General features: G+C 71.8%; 8 protein-coding genes and 1 pseudogene. 2 read left to right on the plus strand and 7 right to left on the minus strand.

From position 1 onward, the window contains the following. Nucleotides 1-10: 10 nt before the first annotated feature. A complete protein-coding gene (gene pbpC, locus BY998_RS05460; RefSeq protein WP_110350598.1) occupies nt 11-2158 on the minus strand; it encodes a penicillin-binding protein 1C in 2148 nt (715 codons plus the stop codon). 4 nt (nt 2159-2162) lie between these two features. After that, entirely contained in the window at nt 2163-7481 is a 5319-nt protein-coding gene (locus BY998_RS05465; RefSeq protein WP_110350599.1) for an alpha-2-macroglobulin, read from the minus strand. A 377-nt stretch (nt 7482-7858) separates the two neighbouring features. On the opposite strand from BY998_RS05465, the gene BY998_RS05470 reads away from it, so the two are divergent. After that, the gene (locus BY998_RS05470; RefSeq protein WP_110350600.1) at nt 7859-9391 is read left to right on the plus strand and encodes a trypsin-like peptidase domain-containing protein; all 1533 of its coding nucleotides are present in this window, start codon (nt 7859-7861) and stop codon (nt 9389-9391) included. A 25-nt stretch (nt 9392-9416) separates the two neighbouring features. On the opposite strand, the gene BY998_RS05475 is transcribed toward BY998_RS05470, so the two are convergent. The 4 genes from BY998_RS05475 to BY998_RS24230 form a co-directional block, all read right to left on the minus strand. Beyond that, entirely contained in the window at nt 9417-9572 is a 156-nt protein-coding gene (locus BY998_RS05475; protein WP_110350601.1) for a DUF3309 family protein, read from the minus strand. Nucleotides 9573-9698: 126 nt separating this feature from the next. After that, a complete protein-coding gene (locus BY998_RS05480; RefSeq protein WP_110350602.1) occupies nt 9699-10745 on the minus strand; it encodes a cysteine synthase A in 1047 nt (348 codons plus the stop codon). 69 nt (nt 10746-10814) lie between these two features. Beyond that, entirely contained in the window at nt 10815-11048 is a 234-nt protein-coding gene (locus BY998_RS05485) for a hypothetical protein (protein ID WP_110350603.1), read from the minus strand. A gap of 536 nt (nt 11049-11584) precedes the next feature. Continuing rightward, on the minus strand, nt 11585-11761 hold the full coding sequence (locus tag BY998_RS24230; RefSeq protein ID WP_181425435.1) for a hypothetical protein: 177 nt from the start codon (nt 11759-11761) through the stop codon (nt 11585-11587). Between the two features lie 329 nt (nt 11762-12090). Between BY998_RS24230 and BY998_RS05490 the strand changes: the two genes are divergently transcribed. After that, a complete protein-coding gene (locus BY998_RS05490) occupies nt 12091-14409 on the plus strand; it encodes a PAS domain S-box protein (RefSeq protein ID WP_110350604.1) in 2319 nt (772 codons plus the stop codon). 9 nt (nt 14410-14418) lie between these two features. Here BY998_RS05490 and BY998_RS05495 read toward each other — a convergent pair. Beyond that, nucleotides 14419-16554: pseudogene (locus tag BY998_RS05495) on the minus strand (TonB-dependent receptor). Nucleotides 16555-16560 lie beyond the last annotated feature (6 nt).

The following is a 16560-nucleotide window of genomic DNA, read 5'->3' on the forward strand; positions in this document are numbered from 1 at the left end:
AGCGGCTCGGCTACTCCAGCCGCACCACCACGCTGTCGCTGGCGCCCGCCGCATCCATCACCGAGATCCGAGCGAAGCCCGCGCCCTCCGGGCTCCATTCCGATTGCCGGCGCATCGCCTCGGCCACGGGTAGGCCGTCGACCATCCAGGTCAGCGGCGGCTGGCCGCCCAGTGCCTTGAGGGCAAGGCGGGCCTGTGCGCCCTCGCTCAAACCGAGATCGACCCGGGCGCCGTCCGGCGGGTAGGCGATCTTGAGCGGTATGCCGAGCGTCGCCGCGAAGGTTTTCGGCGCATCCCGACGGATGTGGCGCAGGGGTGGGGGCAGGGCGGCGGTGGCGACGACGAGGGCGTCGCGGGGGCGGGGCAGGGCCTCCGGCTCGCCGCCGAACCGGGCGAAGGCGTCGAACAGGATCGGGGCGGCGTGGCTGCGCCCGACAAGCCCCGGCACCGATGCGCCGTCGGGGCGGCCGATCCAGACGGCGATGGTCACGCGGGCATCGAAGCCCACCGCCCAGGCGTCGCGGTAGCCGTAGGAGGTGCCGGTCTTGAAGCTGATCCGGCCGGGCAGCGCGTTCTCCGGCGGCGGGGCGCCGCGCAAGATGTCGGCGACGTACCAGGCCGCGACCGGATCGGCGACCCGCCGCTCCGGCTCGGGCGCGGCGACGGGGCCGTCGAGGCGCCGGGTCAGCGCCGGGACGCTGCCCGCTCGGGCGAGCCCCGCATAGAGCCGGGCGAGGTCGGCCAGCGTGATGCCGAGGCCCCCGAGGGCCACCGGCAGGCCCGGCGCGGTGTCGCGCGGCAGCAGGATCGTCGCGCCCGCGCCCCGCAGCCGCGCGACGAAGCGGGCGGCGCCGACCGCGTCGAGCAGATCGACGGCGGGCAGGTTGAGGGATTGCTGGAGCGCGACCCGCGCCGTGACCGTGCCGCGGTACCCCATGTCGAAGTTTTCCGGGGCGTAGCTCGCGGAAAAGCGCGCCGGGCGGTCGTCGAGGAGGGTTTCGGGATGGGCGAGTCCGTCCTCGAAGGCCAGCGCGTAGATGAAGGGCTTGAGCGCCGAGCCCGGCGAGCGCACCGCCTGGGTGGCATCGACGGCACCGGCGCGGGCGGCGTCGAGATAGCCGGCGCTGCCGACATGGGCGAGCACCGCGCCGGTGCGGTTGTCGAGGACGAGGATCGCGGCGGAGAGCGCCGGGCCGGCGGCCGCCGCGCGCTCGGCCGCCAGCGTTTCGAGACTTGCCTGAAGGCGCGCGTCGAGCGTCAGGTGCTGCACCCGCGCTGAGCCGTCGGCGGCGTGGGCCTGCTCGGCGGCATGGGCCGCGAGCATCGGGAATTGTTTTCGCGCAACCGGCACCGGCTCGGCCTTGGCCCCCTGCGCTTCGGAGGCGGTCAGCACGCCGCGCTCGGCGGCGATGTCGAGCACGCGGTCGCGGGCACGCCGCGCGTTGGCGGCGAAGCGGTCGGGCCGGCGCGCCTCCGGCGCCTGCGGCAGGGCGACGAGGAGCGCGCTCTCGGCAAACGACAGGCGAGCCGGCTCGCGGCCGAAATAAGCCAGGCTCGCCGCCCGCACGCCCTCGACCGGGCCGCCATAGGGGGCGAGCGCGAGATAGAGGTCGAGCACGCCCGATTTGCCGAGGGTACGCTCCAGTTCGACCGCGCGGACCATCTGCCGGAGTTTTGCGGGGAGCGAGCGCTCGGCCCGCGGCTCGACGAGGCGGGCGACCTGCATCGACAGGGTCGAGCCGCCCGACACGATTTTTCCATGGGCGAGCCATTGCCACGCGGCACGGAGCGTCGCCGCCGGGTCGATGCCGGGATGGCTGTCGAAGCGGCGATCCTCGTAGGCCTTGAGCATCGCGAGATAGCGCGGATCGATCGCGCCCGCGGTGACGGGCAGGCGCCAGCGCCCATCGGCGGTGGCGAAGGGGCGCAGCAACTGGCCCTTCCGGTCGAGGATGACGGTGGAGCGGAGCGAAGCCTGGGTCAGGTCGAGGGGAGAGAGGGTCGTGGCGTAGCGCCAGAGGGCGCCCGTCAGAAGAAGCGCGACGGAGAAGGAGAGGGCGACTAGAACCCTCCCCCCTCCGCGGAGCAGGCGGGAGTGGGCGCTTCCCTCTCCCGCCTGCTCCGCGGAGGGGGGAGGGGAGGCGGCGTCGGAGGCCATCGTCCTACTTCGCCGAAATCACCTCGACCGATCCGAACGCGGTGCGCCCGAACCGCTCGGGGCGGTACATGTCCTCCACGCTCGCGCCCGGATGCACGTAGCTGCCGGGCGAGACCACGCGCACGGTATAGGCCGCCGAGAAGAAGGCCGATTGCTCCGGGGTGCGGTCGTAGGCGGCCACGAAGCGGTCGTCGCGGAACTCGGTATGGGCCGGGGTCACCTCGCTCTTGGCGAAGCTGAGCCCCGATAGCGCGTCGGCGTCGAGGAGTTTCGGGTTGTCGATCTCGAGCCCCGCGGGCAGGCGGTCGACCAGCAGCAGGCGTCCGGCGCTGGCCTTGGCCTCGGTCACCTTCAGCACCACGACGAGGCGGTCGTTCTGGCGAAGCGGCTTGGCCAGATCCACCGGGCTGCCGTCGAGCCGGTATACACTGCGCTCGACCGTGAAGCCCTGCGAGGCCGCCGGCTCCGGGGCGATCGGGTTGCCCTGGACGCCGATCGCGACCGGCACCGCCTCGCGGCCGGCATTGACGATCCGCACCGGCCGCGCCTCCAGGGCGGGCGCCCGGTAGAGCCGGGAGAGCGGGCCGGTCTCGGTCTTGCCATCGATGGTCAGCGCGAGGCTGTCGGATTCCTTGGCGAGACTCTGCGCGGCCAGCACCATCCAGGCGTTCTCCTGGGTGCTGGTGGAGCGGCCGTCCGCCCGCTCCTGTCCGAGCACGGCGGCGACCGGCTGGAGTGTTCCTTGGGAGAACCCGGCCTCGGCCGAGAGCGCCAGCAGGGCGGCGCCGTCGCGCAGGCGCGAGCCGTAATCAGCGCGGTAGGCGCCCCGGTCGCGCTCGGCCTGGAGCGCCTGCACCGCCGCCTCGAAGCCCTTCTGCGCGCGGCCGCGATCACCGAGGAGGGCCAGCGCGGCGGCGAGCTGCCCGCGGCCGAGCGGTGTCGCGAAGTCGGCGAGCTTGGTGTCCGCGAGGTAGCGCAGATCGCCCATCACCGGCCGGCCGTTGCGGGCAAGCACGTAGGCCGCGTAGGCCAGATACATGCCGCCGTTCTCAACGTTGGTGGTGTTGGCCACGGTGTTGCGCAGGCGGTCGAGCGCGCTGTTGAAGGCGGTCTGCGGCACGGCGAATCCCCGCTCGCGGGCGCGGGTGAGGAAGTCGGTGACGTAGGCGGCCAGCCACGTGTCGCCGGCATTCTCCGTGGACCACGCGCCGAAAGCCCCGCTCGAATCCTGGCGCGCCAGCACCCGCTCGATCGCCCCGCGCACCCGCTCGTCGAGTTTCCCGTCCAGCCCGAGCTTTTCGCCGGCCGCGAGCGCGTTGACGTAGAGCAGCGGCATCGCCCGGCTGACGATCTGCTCCGAGCAGCCGTAGGGGTAGCGGTCGAGCGATTGCAGCAGGGCGGCGACGTCGATGCCCCCGAGGCGGTTGGCCGAGACCGAGACCGCCCCGGTGCCCGGCAGGATGTCGGCGAGCAGATCCGGCGTCAGGTCGAGGCCGGCGCCGGGCTCCAGCGGGCGCACATTGCGCCGCACGAGGGCGCCGGTACCGGGATTGATTCCGAGCGCGAAGGACTGGCCGGCGCTGCCCTGGATGCCGGGGCCGGTCAGGCTCAGGTCGAGCCGTGCCGTTCCGGGGCCGGCGGCGGTGATCGGGATCACGAGCTGTCCCTTGGCGCCGGCCTCCAGGCGCAGGGTGGAGCGCACCGCCTCGCCCGCCACCACGACGGGACCGGTGAGGTCGAGATCGACGGTGTAATCGCCGGCCGCCCCCTCGACATTGTCGAGGGCGACGAAGAAGCGCGAGCGGTCACCGACATTGAGGAAGCGCGGCAGGGTGCCGGTGAGCACGACGGGATCGCGCACGATCACGTCGGCCTGGGCCTGTCCTACCCGGGTCTTGGTCCAGGCCGTCGCCATCAGCCGGGCGGTGCCGTTGAAGGCGGGCAGCTCCAGCGGGATCCTGGCCGTGCCGTCGGCGCCGACCGTGACCACGCCCGAATAGAGCGCGAGCGGGGCCTGGGTCGGGGGGGCGTCGGCGAGTTCCGCCGCGCCGCCGTCGCCGCCGGAGCGGATCGCGCCGAGCGTGCCTTGCATGCCGTCGATCAGGTAGCCCCAGAGGTCGCGAATCTCGGGGCCGAGCGCCTTCTGGCCGAAGAAGTAGCCGAACGGGTTCGGCGCCTCGTAGCGGGTCAGGTTGAGGATGCCGACATCGACCGCCGCCAGCGTCACCCGCGCCTCCTCGCCGGGGCTGAGGCCCGCCAGCTTCACCGGCACGGTCAGCGTGCCGCGGGGGCGGACCTTCTCCGGCGCCTCGATCGCGACGGAGAGGCCGCGCTTCTCCTTGTCGACGGAGAACCACGCCACCCCGAGCGCCCGGCCCGGCATCCGCTTGGCCGCTTGGTCGAGCGGCCGGTAGGCGGTGGCGACGAGGTAGGCGCCCGCGCCCCATTCCGCCTTGACCGGAATGTCGACACTGGTGCCGCCCTCCGCGACCGTCACGTCACGGATCTCGTGGACCCGGTCGCTGACGATGGCGAGCGTCGCCGTGCCGGCGAATTTCGGCGCGAGCCGGGCGCGCAGCCGCTCGCCGGCCGCGTAGGCGCCCTTGTCGAGGGTGAGATCGAGGAGATCGGGCACGTCGGCGCTCTCGGAGCCGCCCCAGCCGACGGTGAAGGACACGCTCGCCGCCGCCTGCGGCTGGCCCGGCACGCTCGCCTCCAAGCGGTACTGGCCGAAGCCCACCGGCACGGCGATGCGCGCGGGTGCGTCGGCGGTGGTCGCCACGCGCCCATCGGCGATGCGGCGGCTGGATTTGACCGGCTCGAAGCTCCAGCGCCCGTCGGCGCGGTACCATTGATAGGTCCGATCCACCTTCGAGAGCGTCCAAGTCACGCCGTCCTGTGTCAGACGCCGCCCGTCGGGCGCGGCCATAACCACGTCGAAGGTCGCGGTCGCGTTCTCGGCAAGATCGCCGCCGAAATTCTTGCGGATCGCCAGCACGGGCCGGACCGGCAGGATCGGCAGGGTCACGCTGCGGCTCAAGCCCCGGCCGCCGGGCTCGCCAACGGCGAGGGTGATCTTGGCCTCCAACGCGCGGGGGGCGGCCACCTCCTGCACCGGCACGGTCAGGCTGGCATGCCCCCGCGCGTCGGTGGTGGCCTTGGCGTCGATCTCGGCGGTCGTCGCCTCCACCGCCTCGTCGTCGAGGCCGATCGAGAAGCCATCGAGCCCCTTGATGCCGGAATTGGCCGCCGCCTGCACCGCGACCGAACCCGAGACGTCGAGCCCCGAGCCCGGCGCGCCGTAGAGGTAGCGCGCGGCGACGTCGATGGTCGCGGCCTCGCCGCGGGTGAGGGTCGGCGTCTTCGGGGTGAGGCTCACCTCCAGCCGCTCGGGGACATAATCCTCGACGAGCCAGCTCGCCTCGCCGACCGGCGGCGCCTTCGGGTCGGTATAGGCCGAGACCCGCCACGTGCCGTGCATCGCGCCCGCCATCAGCGGCAGGGAGAGCGAGCGCCCGCCGAGCCCCTCGTCGGCGACCGCCGCGCGGCGATACTCGACGCCGTCTGGCCGCTTCACCACCAGCGTCAGCGGCAGGCCGGCCACCGCCGCCCCCTGCGGATCGCGGAGAAGCGCGGTGAGCTGCACCGTCTCGCCGGAGCGGTAGACGCCGCGTTCGGGGAACAGGTAGGCCTCCGCGCCGCCGGGCGCCGGGCGGCCCTTCACCCCGCGGTCGGACAAGTCGAAGGCGCCGAGCGCCAGATCGAGGAAGCCGTAATCGTCGCCGACCTGCGCCACCACGAGGCCGGGCGCCAGCCCACCCTCGCCGCGGGCGAGTCCGGCTGGGAAGGCGGCGTGGCCCTGACCGTCGGTCTTGGCGGTCGCCAGCACGTCGTTGTTGCGGGCGATGAGCCGGATCTCGGCGCCGGAGACGGTCTTGGCGCTGGCGAGCGAGCGGGCGAAGACATGCACGCCGTCGCGGCCCTTGAAGGCGGTCAGCCCGAGATCGGAGACGACGAACCACTGCGTCGCTTGGCTCTCGTAGCCGCCGTACTCGTCCTCGGACGAATCCGTGGTGCCGGTGGGCTTGGCCAGCATCAGGTAGAGGCCGGGCTCCAGCTTTCCGACCGCCTGGAGCACGGGGAAGGCGGTCACCGCCTCGCGGTTGGTCTCGGCCTTGGCCGTGTCGAGGGTGCCCTTCCAGACGCGCTGGCCCTTCTGGTCGGCGATGGTTCTGGCCGTCGAGCCGCTGAGCTGGCTCAGGAAGTCCTCCGAGCGAAGCGCGGGCAGCAGGCCGCGGTCGCCGATGCGCAGCACCTCGACATCGAGCTTGTCGGCGTTGACCGAGACCAGCGGCACACCGGCCTGTCCGGTGCGCGGCAGGACGTAGTTGCGCCCGGTGAAGCGCACCTGGGGCGAGCGGTCGCGAACGTAGACCTCGTAATCGGCCGATTTCAGCAGATTCTCGCCGACCGAAGAGGGCAGGCCCTGGCGCACGACGAAGGCGTAGCGCTCGGAATGCTTGAGCCCATCGACGCAGACCTGGGAGCCTTCCGCCGTGACGGCGGCGTTGGCCGCGCCGGAGACGGCGAGGTAGGGCGCGTAATCGGTCTTCGGAACGAGGCTTTCGGAGAAGGTGAAGCAGACCCGCGGCGCGGCGGCGTCCGAATCGACCTTGTAGTCGAGGATGCGGAAGCCGTGCTCCTCCCGCAGCTTCTCGTAGGCCGCGCGGGTCTGGGCCTCGTCCCGGATCGCGAGGCTTGCCCGGTAGGCCTCCAGCGCCGGCCGCCACTCGGACTGAGCCGCCTGGATCTCGCCGAGCCGGGCCAGGGCGCGGGCCTCGTCCGCCGGGTTCTTCGCGCGCAGATAGCCCTGGTAGGCGGCGGCGCTCGCGCGGCCCTTCAGCTTGAACCGGGCGGAATAGTCGGCGCGCTCCTCGTCGTTGCCTGCCGCGTTCGCGGCGCGGGCGTAATCGAGCCAGTTGCGGGGATCGTTCGGGTCGGCCGCGACGGCGGCGGCATAGGCGTCGAGTTCGGCGTCGGGCTCCCCGCCCTCGCTGTTGGCCGCCACCTCCGCTTGGCGGCGCCACTGCACAGCGGTCTTGGTGCCGGGGGGCGCTTCGCTTTTGAGCGCGGTCTCGAGCCGGACACCCGCGCTCGCCAGCGCCTCGCGCACGAAGGTTTTCGCGACCGGCGCGGTCGCCGATCTCGGTGGCGCGGTCGGGGGCGCGGTCGGGCGCGGAGCCTGGGCCAGGGCGGGAACACCGAGCAGCATCGTGCCGATCAGGACTGCACCGAGGTGCCCGAGACGGTTGCCTTGGGACATGTGCTCGTCTCCTCCGGCCGGTGCGCCCGAAGCAGGGGCGTCCGCGGCCGGCACGCTATCACTTGCCGCGCCGGCCGCAACGCTTGCGCCGAGCCATCGGCGAAGCGGGACCTCAGAAGAGGCAGATCAGGGCGACGCCGGCGAGGAGAAGCAGCGCGCCGCCGCGCCGTACCATCCGATCTGCAGCAAGGCCGTGCCCTTCCGATTGCCTCGAAACCCTGCGCCAGAGCTGTGACCTGGGGCCGATCCGTCCATCGAAGCCGTCGCCCTGCGGCGATGACGATCACGCATGCAGGCGGTCGGCCGCGACTTGTAGGGGGCGCATCCCGGCTGGCATCATCGCCCGCGCACTGATTCGGACGGCGGGGACGGGACGGATGAAGGCTCTTCGCGGCGGCATGCCGGCTCTGCTCGCCGCCGGACTCGCGACGGGTGCACTCGCGCAAGTGCCATCGCCCCAGGCGACGGTTCCCCCGGCCCGGCCGAAGCCGGCCGCCCCAGCCCCGCCCGCGCCCGACCCCGCCTTCGAGGCGGCGCGGGCAGCCTTCGAGGCCCTGCCCGAGGCGGAGCGGCGGGGCCTGCAGGACGCGCTCGTCTGGACCGGCGATTATAACGGCGTGACCACCGGCACCTTCGGCAAGCGCAGCTTCGAAGGCATCCAGACCTACCAGACCCGCACCGGCGCCGCCCCGACCGGCCTGCTCACGCCGCCCGAGCGTATCGCGCTCAAGCGCGAGGCCGAGGAGGCCCGCCGGGCGGCGCGGTTCAGGGTCCAGGCCGATCCGGCGAGCGGCGCGGTGGTCGGCGTGCCGGAAGCGCTCCTGCCGAGGAAGAGCGCGCTCCCCGGCGGCACCCGCTGGCAGAGCGCCGATGGCCGCGTCACCCTCGACACCAAGTCGTTCCCCCAAGGGGAGACCAGCCTCGACGCCCTGTTCGAGCGGGCCACCGCCGCGATGCCGGCCCGCAAGGTCACCTACAAGCTGAAGAAGCCGGACTTCATCGTCATCACTGCCGAGACCGCGGGCGGGCGCTCCTATATCCGCTACGCCGAAGGCCCTCAGGGCATCCGCGGCTTCACCCTCGGCTACGACAGGGCGCTGGCGGGCAGCGTCGAGCGCCTCGTCATCGCGGTGGCCAACAGCTTCATGCCGTTTCCCGAAGAGGGGGGCGGGCAGGAGGGGCCCAAACCGGACGCACCCAAGCCGGACGCACCCAAGCCGGACGCGCCGAGAACCGCGCCCGCCCCGGCCGTGGCCGCCGCGAGCCCGGCCACGCGGCCCGGCATGGCCGCGCCGCCCTCGCTTCCGGCGGCAATCTCCGAGATCCGGGTCGCCGCGACAGGCCTGAGTCTCGGCGGTGGACGGGTGCTGACATCGGCCGCGAGCCTCGAAGCCTGTGCCGCGCCCCGCATCGGCGGAGCGGCTGCCAGCGTCGAGCGCCGCGACGCGACGGGGAGCCTCGCGTTGCTGCGGGCCGAAGGGGCGGTACGGGGCGGGTCGGCGCCGCCCCTGCGTGCGGACCCCGCGGCTCCGGGCGAGGCGCTGCTGGTGCTGGGCGCCCAGACCCGGGGCGGCGCCGGCGTCGCGCCCGCTACCGCCGACGCGCAGGGCTTGTTCGCGCCCCTTCAGCCCGGCGCGGGCGGTGCGCCGGTGCTCGATCGGGCCGGCCGGCTCGTCGGGCTCGTCGCCCGGTTTCCGACCGCGCCCCGCCTGATCGCGGGGGTGATGCCGCCGACCCGCTACGCCACCGTGCCGGCCCGGGCGGTCGCCGCCTTCCTGGCGGAGAGCGGCGTGCCCGCCGCCCCGGCACCGGCCGGGACGAGTGGGGGGAAGGGCCCCGACGCGACCACCTTGGGCACCGCGGCGGCGCCCCATCTGGGCGCGATCGTGGCGATCACCTGCGAGCGGTGAGGGCGGCCGATGCGGCGGGTGTGCGTCAGATCCGGTGCGTGACGAGCAGCACGATCAGGATGATGAGCAGGAGGCCGCCGAGGCCGAAACCGGGGCCGCGAAAGCGTCCGCCGCCGTAGAAGTTGCCGCCGCCGAACAGCAACAGGATCAGCAGGATGAGGAGGATGGTGGTGACGGTCATCGGCGGAAGCCTCTCCGGTCCGCCCAGACCCCTTTGCCTGAGCGTCACCGGCAACGCTCACGGCCGCGATTTCGTTCAGCCGGCGCAGCCCCGATCCCGAAGTCCGATCCCGAGGGAGGCCGAGCCTCAGGCCCGCCAGTCCGGCAGGGCGCCGCCGCTCTCGCCGAGCCATGCGGGCACCGGCAGGCCGCGCTCGTTCAGGAAGGCGGGGTTGAACAGCTTCGAGGCGTAGCGCGCCGCCCCGTCGCAGAGGATGGTCACGACGGTGTGGCCGGGTCCCAGCTCCCGGGCGAGCCGGATCGCGCCCGCCACGTTGATGCCCGACGAGCCGCCGAGCGAGAGGCCCTCCTCGCGCATCAGGCGGAAGATGATGTCCAGGGCCTCCGTGTCCGGAATCCTGAACGCGTGATCGGGCGTGAACCCTTCGAGGTTCCGCGTCACCCGGCCCTGGCCGATGCCCTCCGTGATCGAGGAGCCCTCGGCCTTGAGCGTGCCGGTGGTGTAGTGGGCGTGCAGCGCCGAGCCTTCGGGGTCGGACAGGGCGATCCGGATGCCGGCCTTGCGCGCCCGCAGCGCCTCCGCCACCCCGGCGAGCGTGCCGCCGGTGCCCGCGGCGCAGACGAAGCCGTCCACCGCCCCGCCGGTCTGCGCGAAGATCTCCGGGCCGGTGCCCTCGATATGCGCCTGCCGGTTGGCAATGTTGTCGAACTGGTCGGCGAAGAAGGCGCCCGCCTCCTCCGTCTGCGCCAGGCGCTCGGCGAGGCGGCGGGCGGCGTGGACGTAGTTGTTCGGGTTGGCGAAGGGCACGGCGGGCACCTCGACGAGGCGGGCGCCGGCCAGCCGCAGCGTCTCCTTCTTCTCCGCCGATTGCGTCTCGGGGATCACGATCACCGTGCGGTAGCCGCGCACCGCGGCCACCAGGGCGAGCCCGATGCCGGTATTGCCCGCCGTGCCCTCGACGATGGTGCCGCCCGGCCGGATCAGCCCGCGTCGCTCGGCGTCCCGTACGATGGAGAGCGCCGCCCGGTCCTTCACCGAGAGGCCGGGATTCAGGAACTCGGCCTTGCCGAGGATGGTGCACCCGGTCTCTTCCGAGGCGCGGCGCAGCCGGATCAGGGGCGTGCCGCCGACCGCGGCGAGCACGTCGGGGGAGACGGCGGAAGAGGCGGACATCGGGGGCGGCGGCCTTGTCGCTGCGCGCCCGCACGGGCGCCGGATCGGGCAGGCTTACCGAGCGCTTTTTCAGGAATCCAGGTAGCCTGCCTCTCGCAGGGCGTCGGCGACCGCAAGAAAGAAGGGATCGTCGGCGGCTTCCGGCTCCGGGGAGACAAACCTTCCCCGATCGAGCGGCGGATCGTCCTCGTCGGTAAGGTCGCGGAAGGGCGCGGCCTGGACCGCGTTGCGCAGGGAGGGCGTGGCCGCGCCGAGGCCGAGGAGGCTGGCAGCGGTCATCAGGGTATCGCTCAAGGAGATCATGGCCGTGTCCTGTCTCAAAACGGGACGTCGCGAGCCTGAATGCCTTAACTTAATCTTGACGATATTGCGACCCTGCGGCCGCCGGGGCGCCGAATCTGACGTTGCCGCCGCATCGACGCAGCGGGCGTGGCGCCGACGCTGCGGTTCAGCTGCGGTTCAAGCGCGGCGGTGGAGAGAAGAGGCTGTGACCTCCCCGCATCGATTTTTGGCCTGCCGGGCCGCGCCGGCGCCGCAATCGCGGGGGATGAGCACTTCGTCAAGCTTCCCCGGCTAGACCTGCCTGAACCGGCGGTTCCGCCGCTCTGCCCGCCTGCCTTCCCTCGTCCCCTCAGTCGCGAAGCGAACCCATGACGGTCCTCGTCCTCATCGCCTGCAACCTGCTGCTGGCCGGCCTGTTCTCCCTGGTCGCCGTCGCCCTCGACTGAGCGATCCGCGCCGCCGATTCACGCGCCATCGAAACGAAGACCCCGGCCGCTGCGAGGCGGCCGGGGTCTTCCGTCGTCTACGCCTGCGTTGTCGAGACCCTGAGCGGGCGTTCACCCCCGGGGCTTGCCCAGGCTGGCGATGAGCGCTTCGAGGCGCTCGCCCACCGGCTCGGTCAGGCAGTCGGCGAAGTGGCTGCGCAGGTTCTTGCCGAGATGGCGCCGCACGCTGGGGCTCAGCGATGCGGCCTTCTCCGCCGTCGGTTTGGTCTCGGTGGCCGGCTTCGTCACGGGGCGTCTCCCGTCCGGCGCCGAGGGGCCTGATCCGCCTCCGCTCCACCGAGCGGCACGAACCATCCAGGACCCGCGCGGCGCTTGAGCGAGGTCGATCTCCGCGCGGGGACGCGGACATCGTGCGAGGGACGATCCTGGGCCCGGGAGGGTTAAGGCGAGTTTTATCGGGATCGGAAATCCGTCGTTAATCCTCCCGGCGCGGCGGCTTCGAGAGCCGACGACGGACGCGGGGCGGTGGGATACCGGTGCGGCGTGGGGCGTTTGCTCATGCGACCGGGCTGCCCGCGGAGACCTCACTTTTGCCGAATCAGCGGCTACACGGAGCTATGCCCGCGCCGCGTGACCTTGGCCATGTGCTTGAGAGCGCCGTCGATTTCGCCGTCATCGTGACCGATCGCAACGGCGCTATCACCGATTGGAACGCGGGGGCGCAGACCATCTTCGGCTGGCACCGCGACGAGATCCTCGGCACCCCCTGCGACCGTCTCTTCACGCCCGAGGACCGGGAGGCCGACCGCATTCGCGACGAGATGCGTCTGGCGCTGGCCGAGGGCCGGGCGATCGACGAGCGCTGGCATCTGCGCCGCGACGGGAGCCGGTTCTGGGGCTCGGGCGAGTTGATGCCCCTGCGCGGCGAGGCCGGGAGCCATCAGGGCTTCGTCAAGATCCTCCGCGACCGCACGCGCCAGCGGGAGGCAGGCGCCCGCCTGCGCGAAAGCCGGGACCGTTTCAAGTTCCTTCTGGAGACGGTCGAGACGGCCTTCGCCATCGTGGAGGTGAAGTTCGACGCCGAGGACCGGCCGGTGGATTACCGCTTCCTCGAGGCCAACCCCGCCTTCGAGCGGCAGGCCGGCGTCAATCTGCGCGGAAAATGGGTGACCGAGTTCGCGCCGGACCTGGAAGCCTTCTGGTTCGAGACCTACGGCCGGGTCGCCTGGACCGGGGAGCCGGCCAATTTCGAGAGCTACGCCAGCGCCTTCGAGCGCTGGTTCGACGTGCGCGCCATCCGGGTCGGCGAGCCGAGCGAGCGGCAGATCGCCATCTTCTTCAACGACGTGACCGCCCGCAAGCGTGCCGAGGAGGAACTGCGCCGGCTCAACGACACGCTGGAGCAGCAGGTCCAGGAACGGACGCTGGAGCTGAACACCCTGTGGGACACCTCGCCCGATCTCCTCCTGGTGATCGATTTTTCGGGCGTGTTCCGGCGCGTGAACCCGGCCTGGACGAAGATGCTCGGCTACCCTCCGGAGGAGCTTGTCGGCCGTCACGTCAACGCGTTCGTGGTGCCCGACGATCACGACGAGACCGTCGATGCCTATCACGAGGCGGCGGAAGGGGGCTCGCCCCGGATCGTCAACCGTTACCGCCACCGGGACGGCTCCGTGCGCTGGATCTCCTGGGTGGCCGCCCCGGCGGGCGACGTCACCTACGCGATCGGGCGTGACATCACCGCCGAGAAGGCCCAGGCCGAGGCGCTCGCCCAGGCCGAGGAGGCCCTGCGCCAGTCGCAGAAGATGGAGGCGGTCGGCCAGCTGACCGGGGGCCTCGCGCACGACTTCAACAACCTGCTCGCCGGCATTTCCGGCTCGCTGGAACTGATGCAGGCGCGGATGAGCCAGGGCCGCTACGGCGACCTCGAACGCTACATGGCGGTGGCGCAGGGGGCGGCCAAGCGCGCCGCCGCGCTGACCCACCGCCTGCTCGCCTTCTCCCGCCGCCAGACCCTCACGCCCAAGCCCACCAACGTGAACGCGCTCATCGGCGGGATGGAGGAACTGATCCGGCGCACGATCGGGCCGGAAATCTCCCTGGAGGTGGTCGGGGCCGCCGGCCTGTGGCCCGCGCTGATCGACCCGGGCCAGCTCGAGAACGCGCTGCTGAACCTGTGCATCAACGCCCGCGATGCCATGCCCAGGGGCGGGCGCATCACCATCGAGACCGCCAACAAGTGGCTCGATCGGCCCGCCGCCATCAAGCACGAGGTGCCCGAGGGGCAGTACCTCTCGCTCTGCGTGACGGATACGGGCACGGGCATGCCGCCCGAGGTGATCGCGCGGGTGTTCGAGCCCTTCTTCACCACCAAGCCCATCGGTCAGGGCACGGGGCTGGGCCTGTCGATGATCCACGGATTCGCGCAGCAATCGGGCGGGCAGGTGCGGATCTACTCGGAGGTCGGCCAGGGCACCACCGTGTGCCTCTACATGCCGCGCCATTACGGCGAGGCCGACGGCGACGACCTCGCCCTGAAGCTCACGGAGGTCGCGCGGGCCGAACAGGGCGAGACGGTGCTGATCGTCGACGACGAGCCCTCCGTGCGCATGCTGGTGACGGAGGTTCTGGAAGACCTCGGCTACAGCGCGATCGAGGCCGCCGACAGCGGGGCGGGCCTGAAGATCCTGCAATCGGACGTGCGCATCGACCTGCTCGTCACCGATGTCGGCCTGCCTGGGGGCATGAACGGGCGTCAGATGGCGGATGCCGGGCGCGAGCGGCGCCCGGGCCTGAAGGTCCTGTTCGTCACGGGCTATGCCGAGAACAGCGTCATCGGCAACGGCCACCTGGAGCCCGGGATGATGGTGCTGGCCAAGCCCTTCCCGATGGAAGCGCTCGCGGCGCGGATCAAGGATCTCACCAACGAGCGCTGAGCCGTCTCGTCAGAACGAGGCCCGCACGCCTCCGAACACGCTGCGGCCGCTGCCCGGGAAGAAGGCCACCGGCCCGCCCGCCACGGTCGCGGCATTGGTCACCACCGCGATGTCGGAGACGAAGCGCTCGTCCGTGAGGTTGCGCGCATCCATGAACAGCGAGACGCCGTTGGCGAAGTCGATTCCCGCCTGGACGCCGATGAGCGCGTAGCCCGGCACCTTCAGGGTGTTGGCGTGATCGGCGAAGGCGCCCTGCGGCACCCAATCGAGCGCGGGTGCGACATGGAAGCCGCTCGGGTGCCGGTAGCTCAGCACCGTACGCAGCAGGTCCCGCGGCACGCCCGCAATGCGGTTGTTGCCGAAGACCGGGTCGCCCACGAAGCGGAAATCGTTGTGGGTCCAGATCTGCGTCAGCGCGAGCCGGTCGCCGCGGCCGGTCAGGTCCTCGGCGAGGTCGAGCGTCACCGCGGCTTCGACGCCCTGGTGGCGGGTACGCGGGGCGTTGAAGGTCGCTGCCGGGATGTTCAGGCCCGGATTGGGCGTGAAGTTGATCAGCGCGTCGCGCACCTCCGCCCGGTAGAGCGTCACGTCCCAGGCCAGCCGGTCGATCCGCCCGCGCGAGCCCGCTTCGTAGGTCCAGGCACGCTGGGCCGCCAGCGGCACGAAGGTGGTGCCGAGCGTGTTCGTCTGCGCAAGGTCGGAGAAGTCGGGCACGTCGCGCGAGCGGGTGACGTCGGCGAAGACCTGGATCTCCGGCAGCGGCTGCCACAGCAGGCCGAGCTTCGGGTTGACGCCCTCATAGGTCACGTTGGCAAAGCGCGCGGTGGGGCTTGCCGGCAGGCCGCCCCTGTTGCTGAACGTGCGGTTGGAGGAGAACAGTTTGGCCCCGGTCATCAGCGCCATGTCGGGCCGGAACTAGAACCGGTTCTCGGCATAGGCCTCGTAGTTCGAGGCGCTCTGGCGCGCATTCAGCGTCTGCGCGCCGCGAAGCCCCGCCACGTTCACGAATTGCCGCGCCTCGTTGATGCCGGCAAAGGCCCGCAGGCCGAGGATCAGGTCGTTGCGGTATCCGCCGAGATCGAATGTCCCGGCCCAGCGCGGGGCGACGCCGTAGGTCCAGCCGTCCTGGTCGATCACCTGGAAGATCGGGTGGTAGAGGTTCTTGTGGATCGCCCAGGAATCGATGTCGAGGCGTCCCACCTCCAGCGCGAACGAGGTGCGGTTGGCGATCCGCTCCGTCGTCACCTTGCGCGACTGGTTGCCGGTGATCGCCGCCGGGTTGGCGATGCGGGGATTGTTCAGCGCGTCGATCAGCGAAAGCGACCCGGGCAGCTTCTGGTCCGTGTCGTAGAAGCCGAGATAGAACCGCGTCTCGACGCCGGGCGCGAGTTGATAGCCGAGATTGGCGTTGACGTTGCGCGTGCGCTGGGTCTCGTGATCGCGGAATCCGTCGGAATTGGTCGCGGTGCCCGAAATCAGGAAGTCGGCCGGTCCTGAGATCCGCGAGAGTTGGAAGTGCTCCCGGATCGTGTTGAAGCTGCCGCCGTCGATCCGCACGACGTTCGGGCTGAACGCGGTGTAGGCGGTCGGCGTCACGAAGTTGACCGCGCCGCCGAGCGTTGTGGCGCCGAAGGTCAGCGCGTTGCCGCCCTTGTAGACCTCGACGGAGCGGAGCGAGAGCGGATCGATCTGGTAGAAGTCGCCGCTGCCGTCGGCGAGGTTGAGCGGGATGCCGTCCTGCAACAGCTCGATGCCCCGCACGTGGAAGCCGCGGGCGATGCCGGAGCCGCGGATCGAGAGGCGCATCTCCTGGCCGTAGCGCTCCTGCACGAACACGCCGGGCACGTCTTTCAGCACGTCGCGCACGGTGTTGGCGTAGCGGTCGCGGAAATCCGCGGCGTCCACGAAGGCGACCGAGCCGACGGTGGCGTTCACCGCCGCCCGCTGCGCGGCCACGCTCGGAACGGTGAGCGAGCCGACCGCCTCGCCAGAAGCGGGGGAGCGGCCGGAGCCGGAGACGCTGATCTCGGACAGGGTGGCCGCGCTCTCGGCCTGAGCGAGCGCGGGGGCGGACAGGGTCAGGGTGGAGGCGAGCAGGCTCGCGGACAGGGCGGCGCGCGGCACGGCCCGTTGAGGGGAAGGCATGGCGAA

Source organism: Methylobacterium sp. B4, from assembly GCF_003201865.1.
Taxonomy (GTDB): Bacteria; Pseudomonadota; Alphaproteobacteria; order Rhizobiales; family Beijerinckiaceae; genus Methylobacterium.

Excerpts from the sequence above, each read along its gene's own strand:
- pbpC (WP_110350598.1), bottom strand. The coding sequence starts at position 2,158 with ATGGCCTCCGACGCCGCCTCCCCTCCCCCCTCCGCGGAGCAGGCGGGA.
- BY998_RS05485 (WP_110350603.1), bottom strand. The coding sequence starts at position 11,048 with ATGATCTCCTTGAGCGATACCCTGATGACCGCTGCCAGCCTCCTCGGC.
- BY998_RS05465 (WP_110350599.1), bottom strand. The coding sequence starts at position 7,481 with ATGTCCCAAGGCAACCGTCTCGGGCACCTCGGTGCAGTCCTGATCGGC.
- BY998_RS05470 (WP_110350600.1), top strand. The coding sequence starts at position 7,859 with ATGAAGGCTCTTCGCGGCGGCATGCCGGCTCTGCTCGCCGCCGGACTC.
- BY998_RS05475 (WP_110350601.1), bottom strand. The coding sequence starts at position 9,572 with ATGACCGTCACCACCATCCTCCTCATCCTGCTGATCCTGTTGCTGTTC.
- BY998_RS05480 (WP_110350602.1), bottom strand. The coding sequence starts at position 10,745 with ATGTCCGCCTCTTCCGCCGTCTCCCCCGACGTGCTCGCCGCGGTCGGC.
- BY998_RS05490 (WP_110350604.1), top strand. The coding sequence starts at position 12,091 with ATGCCCGCGCCGCGTGACCTTGGCCATGTGCTTGAGAGCGCCGTCGAT.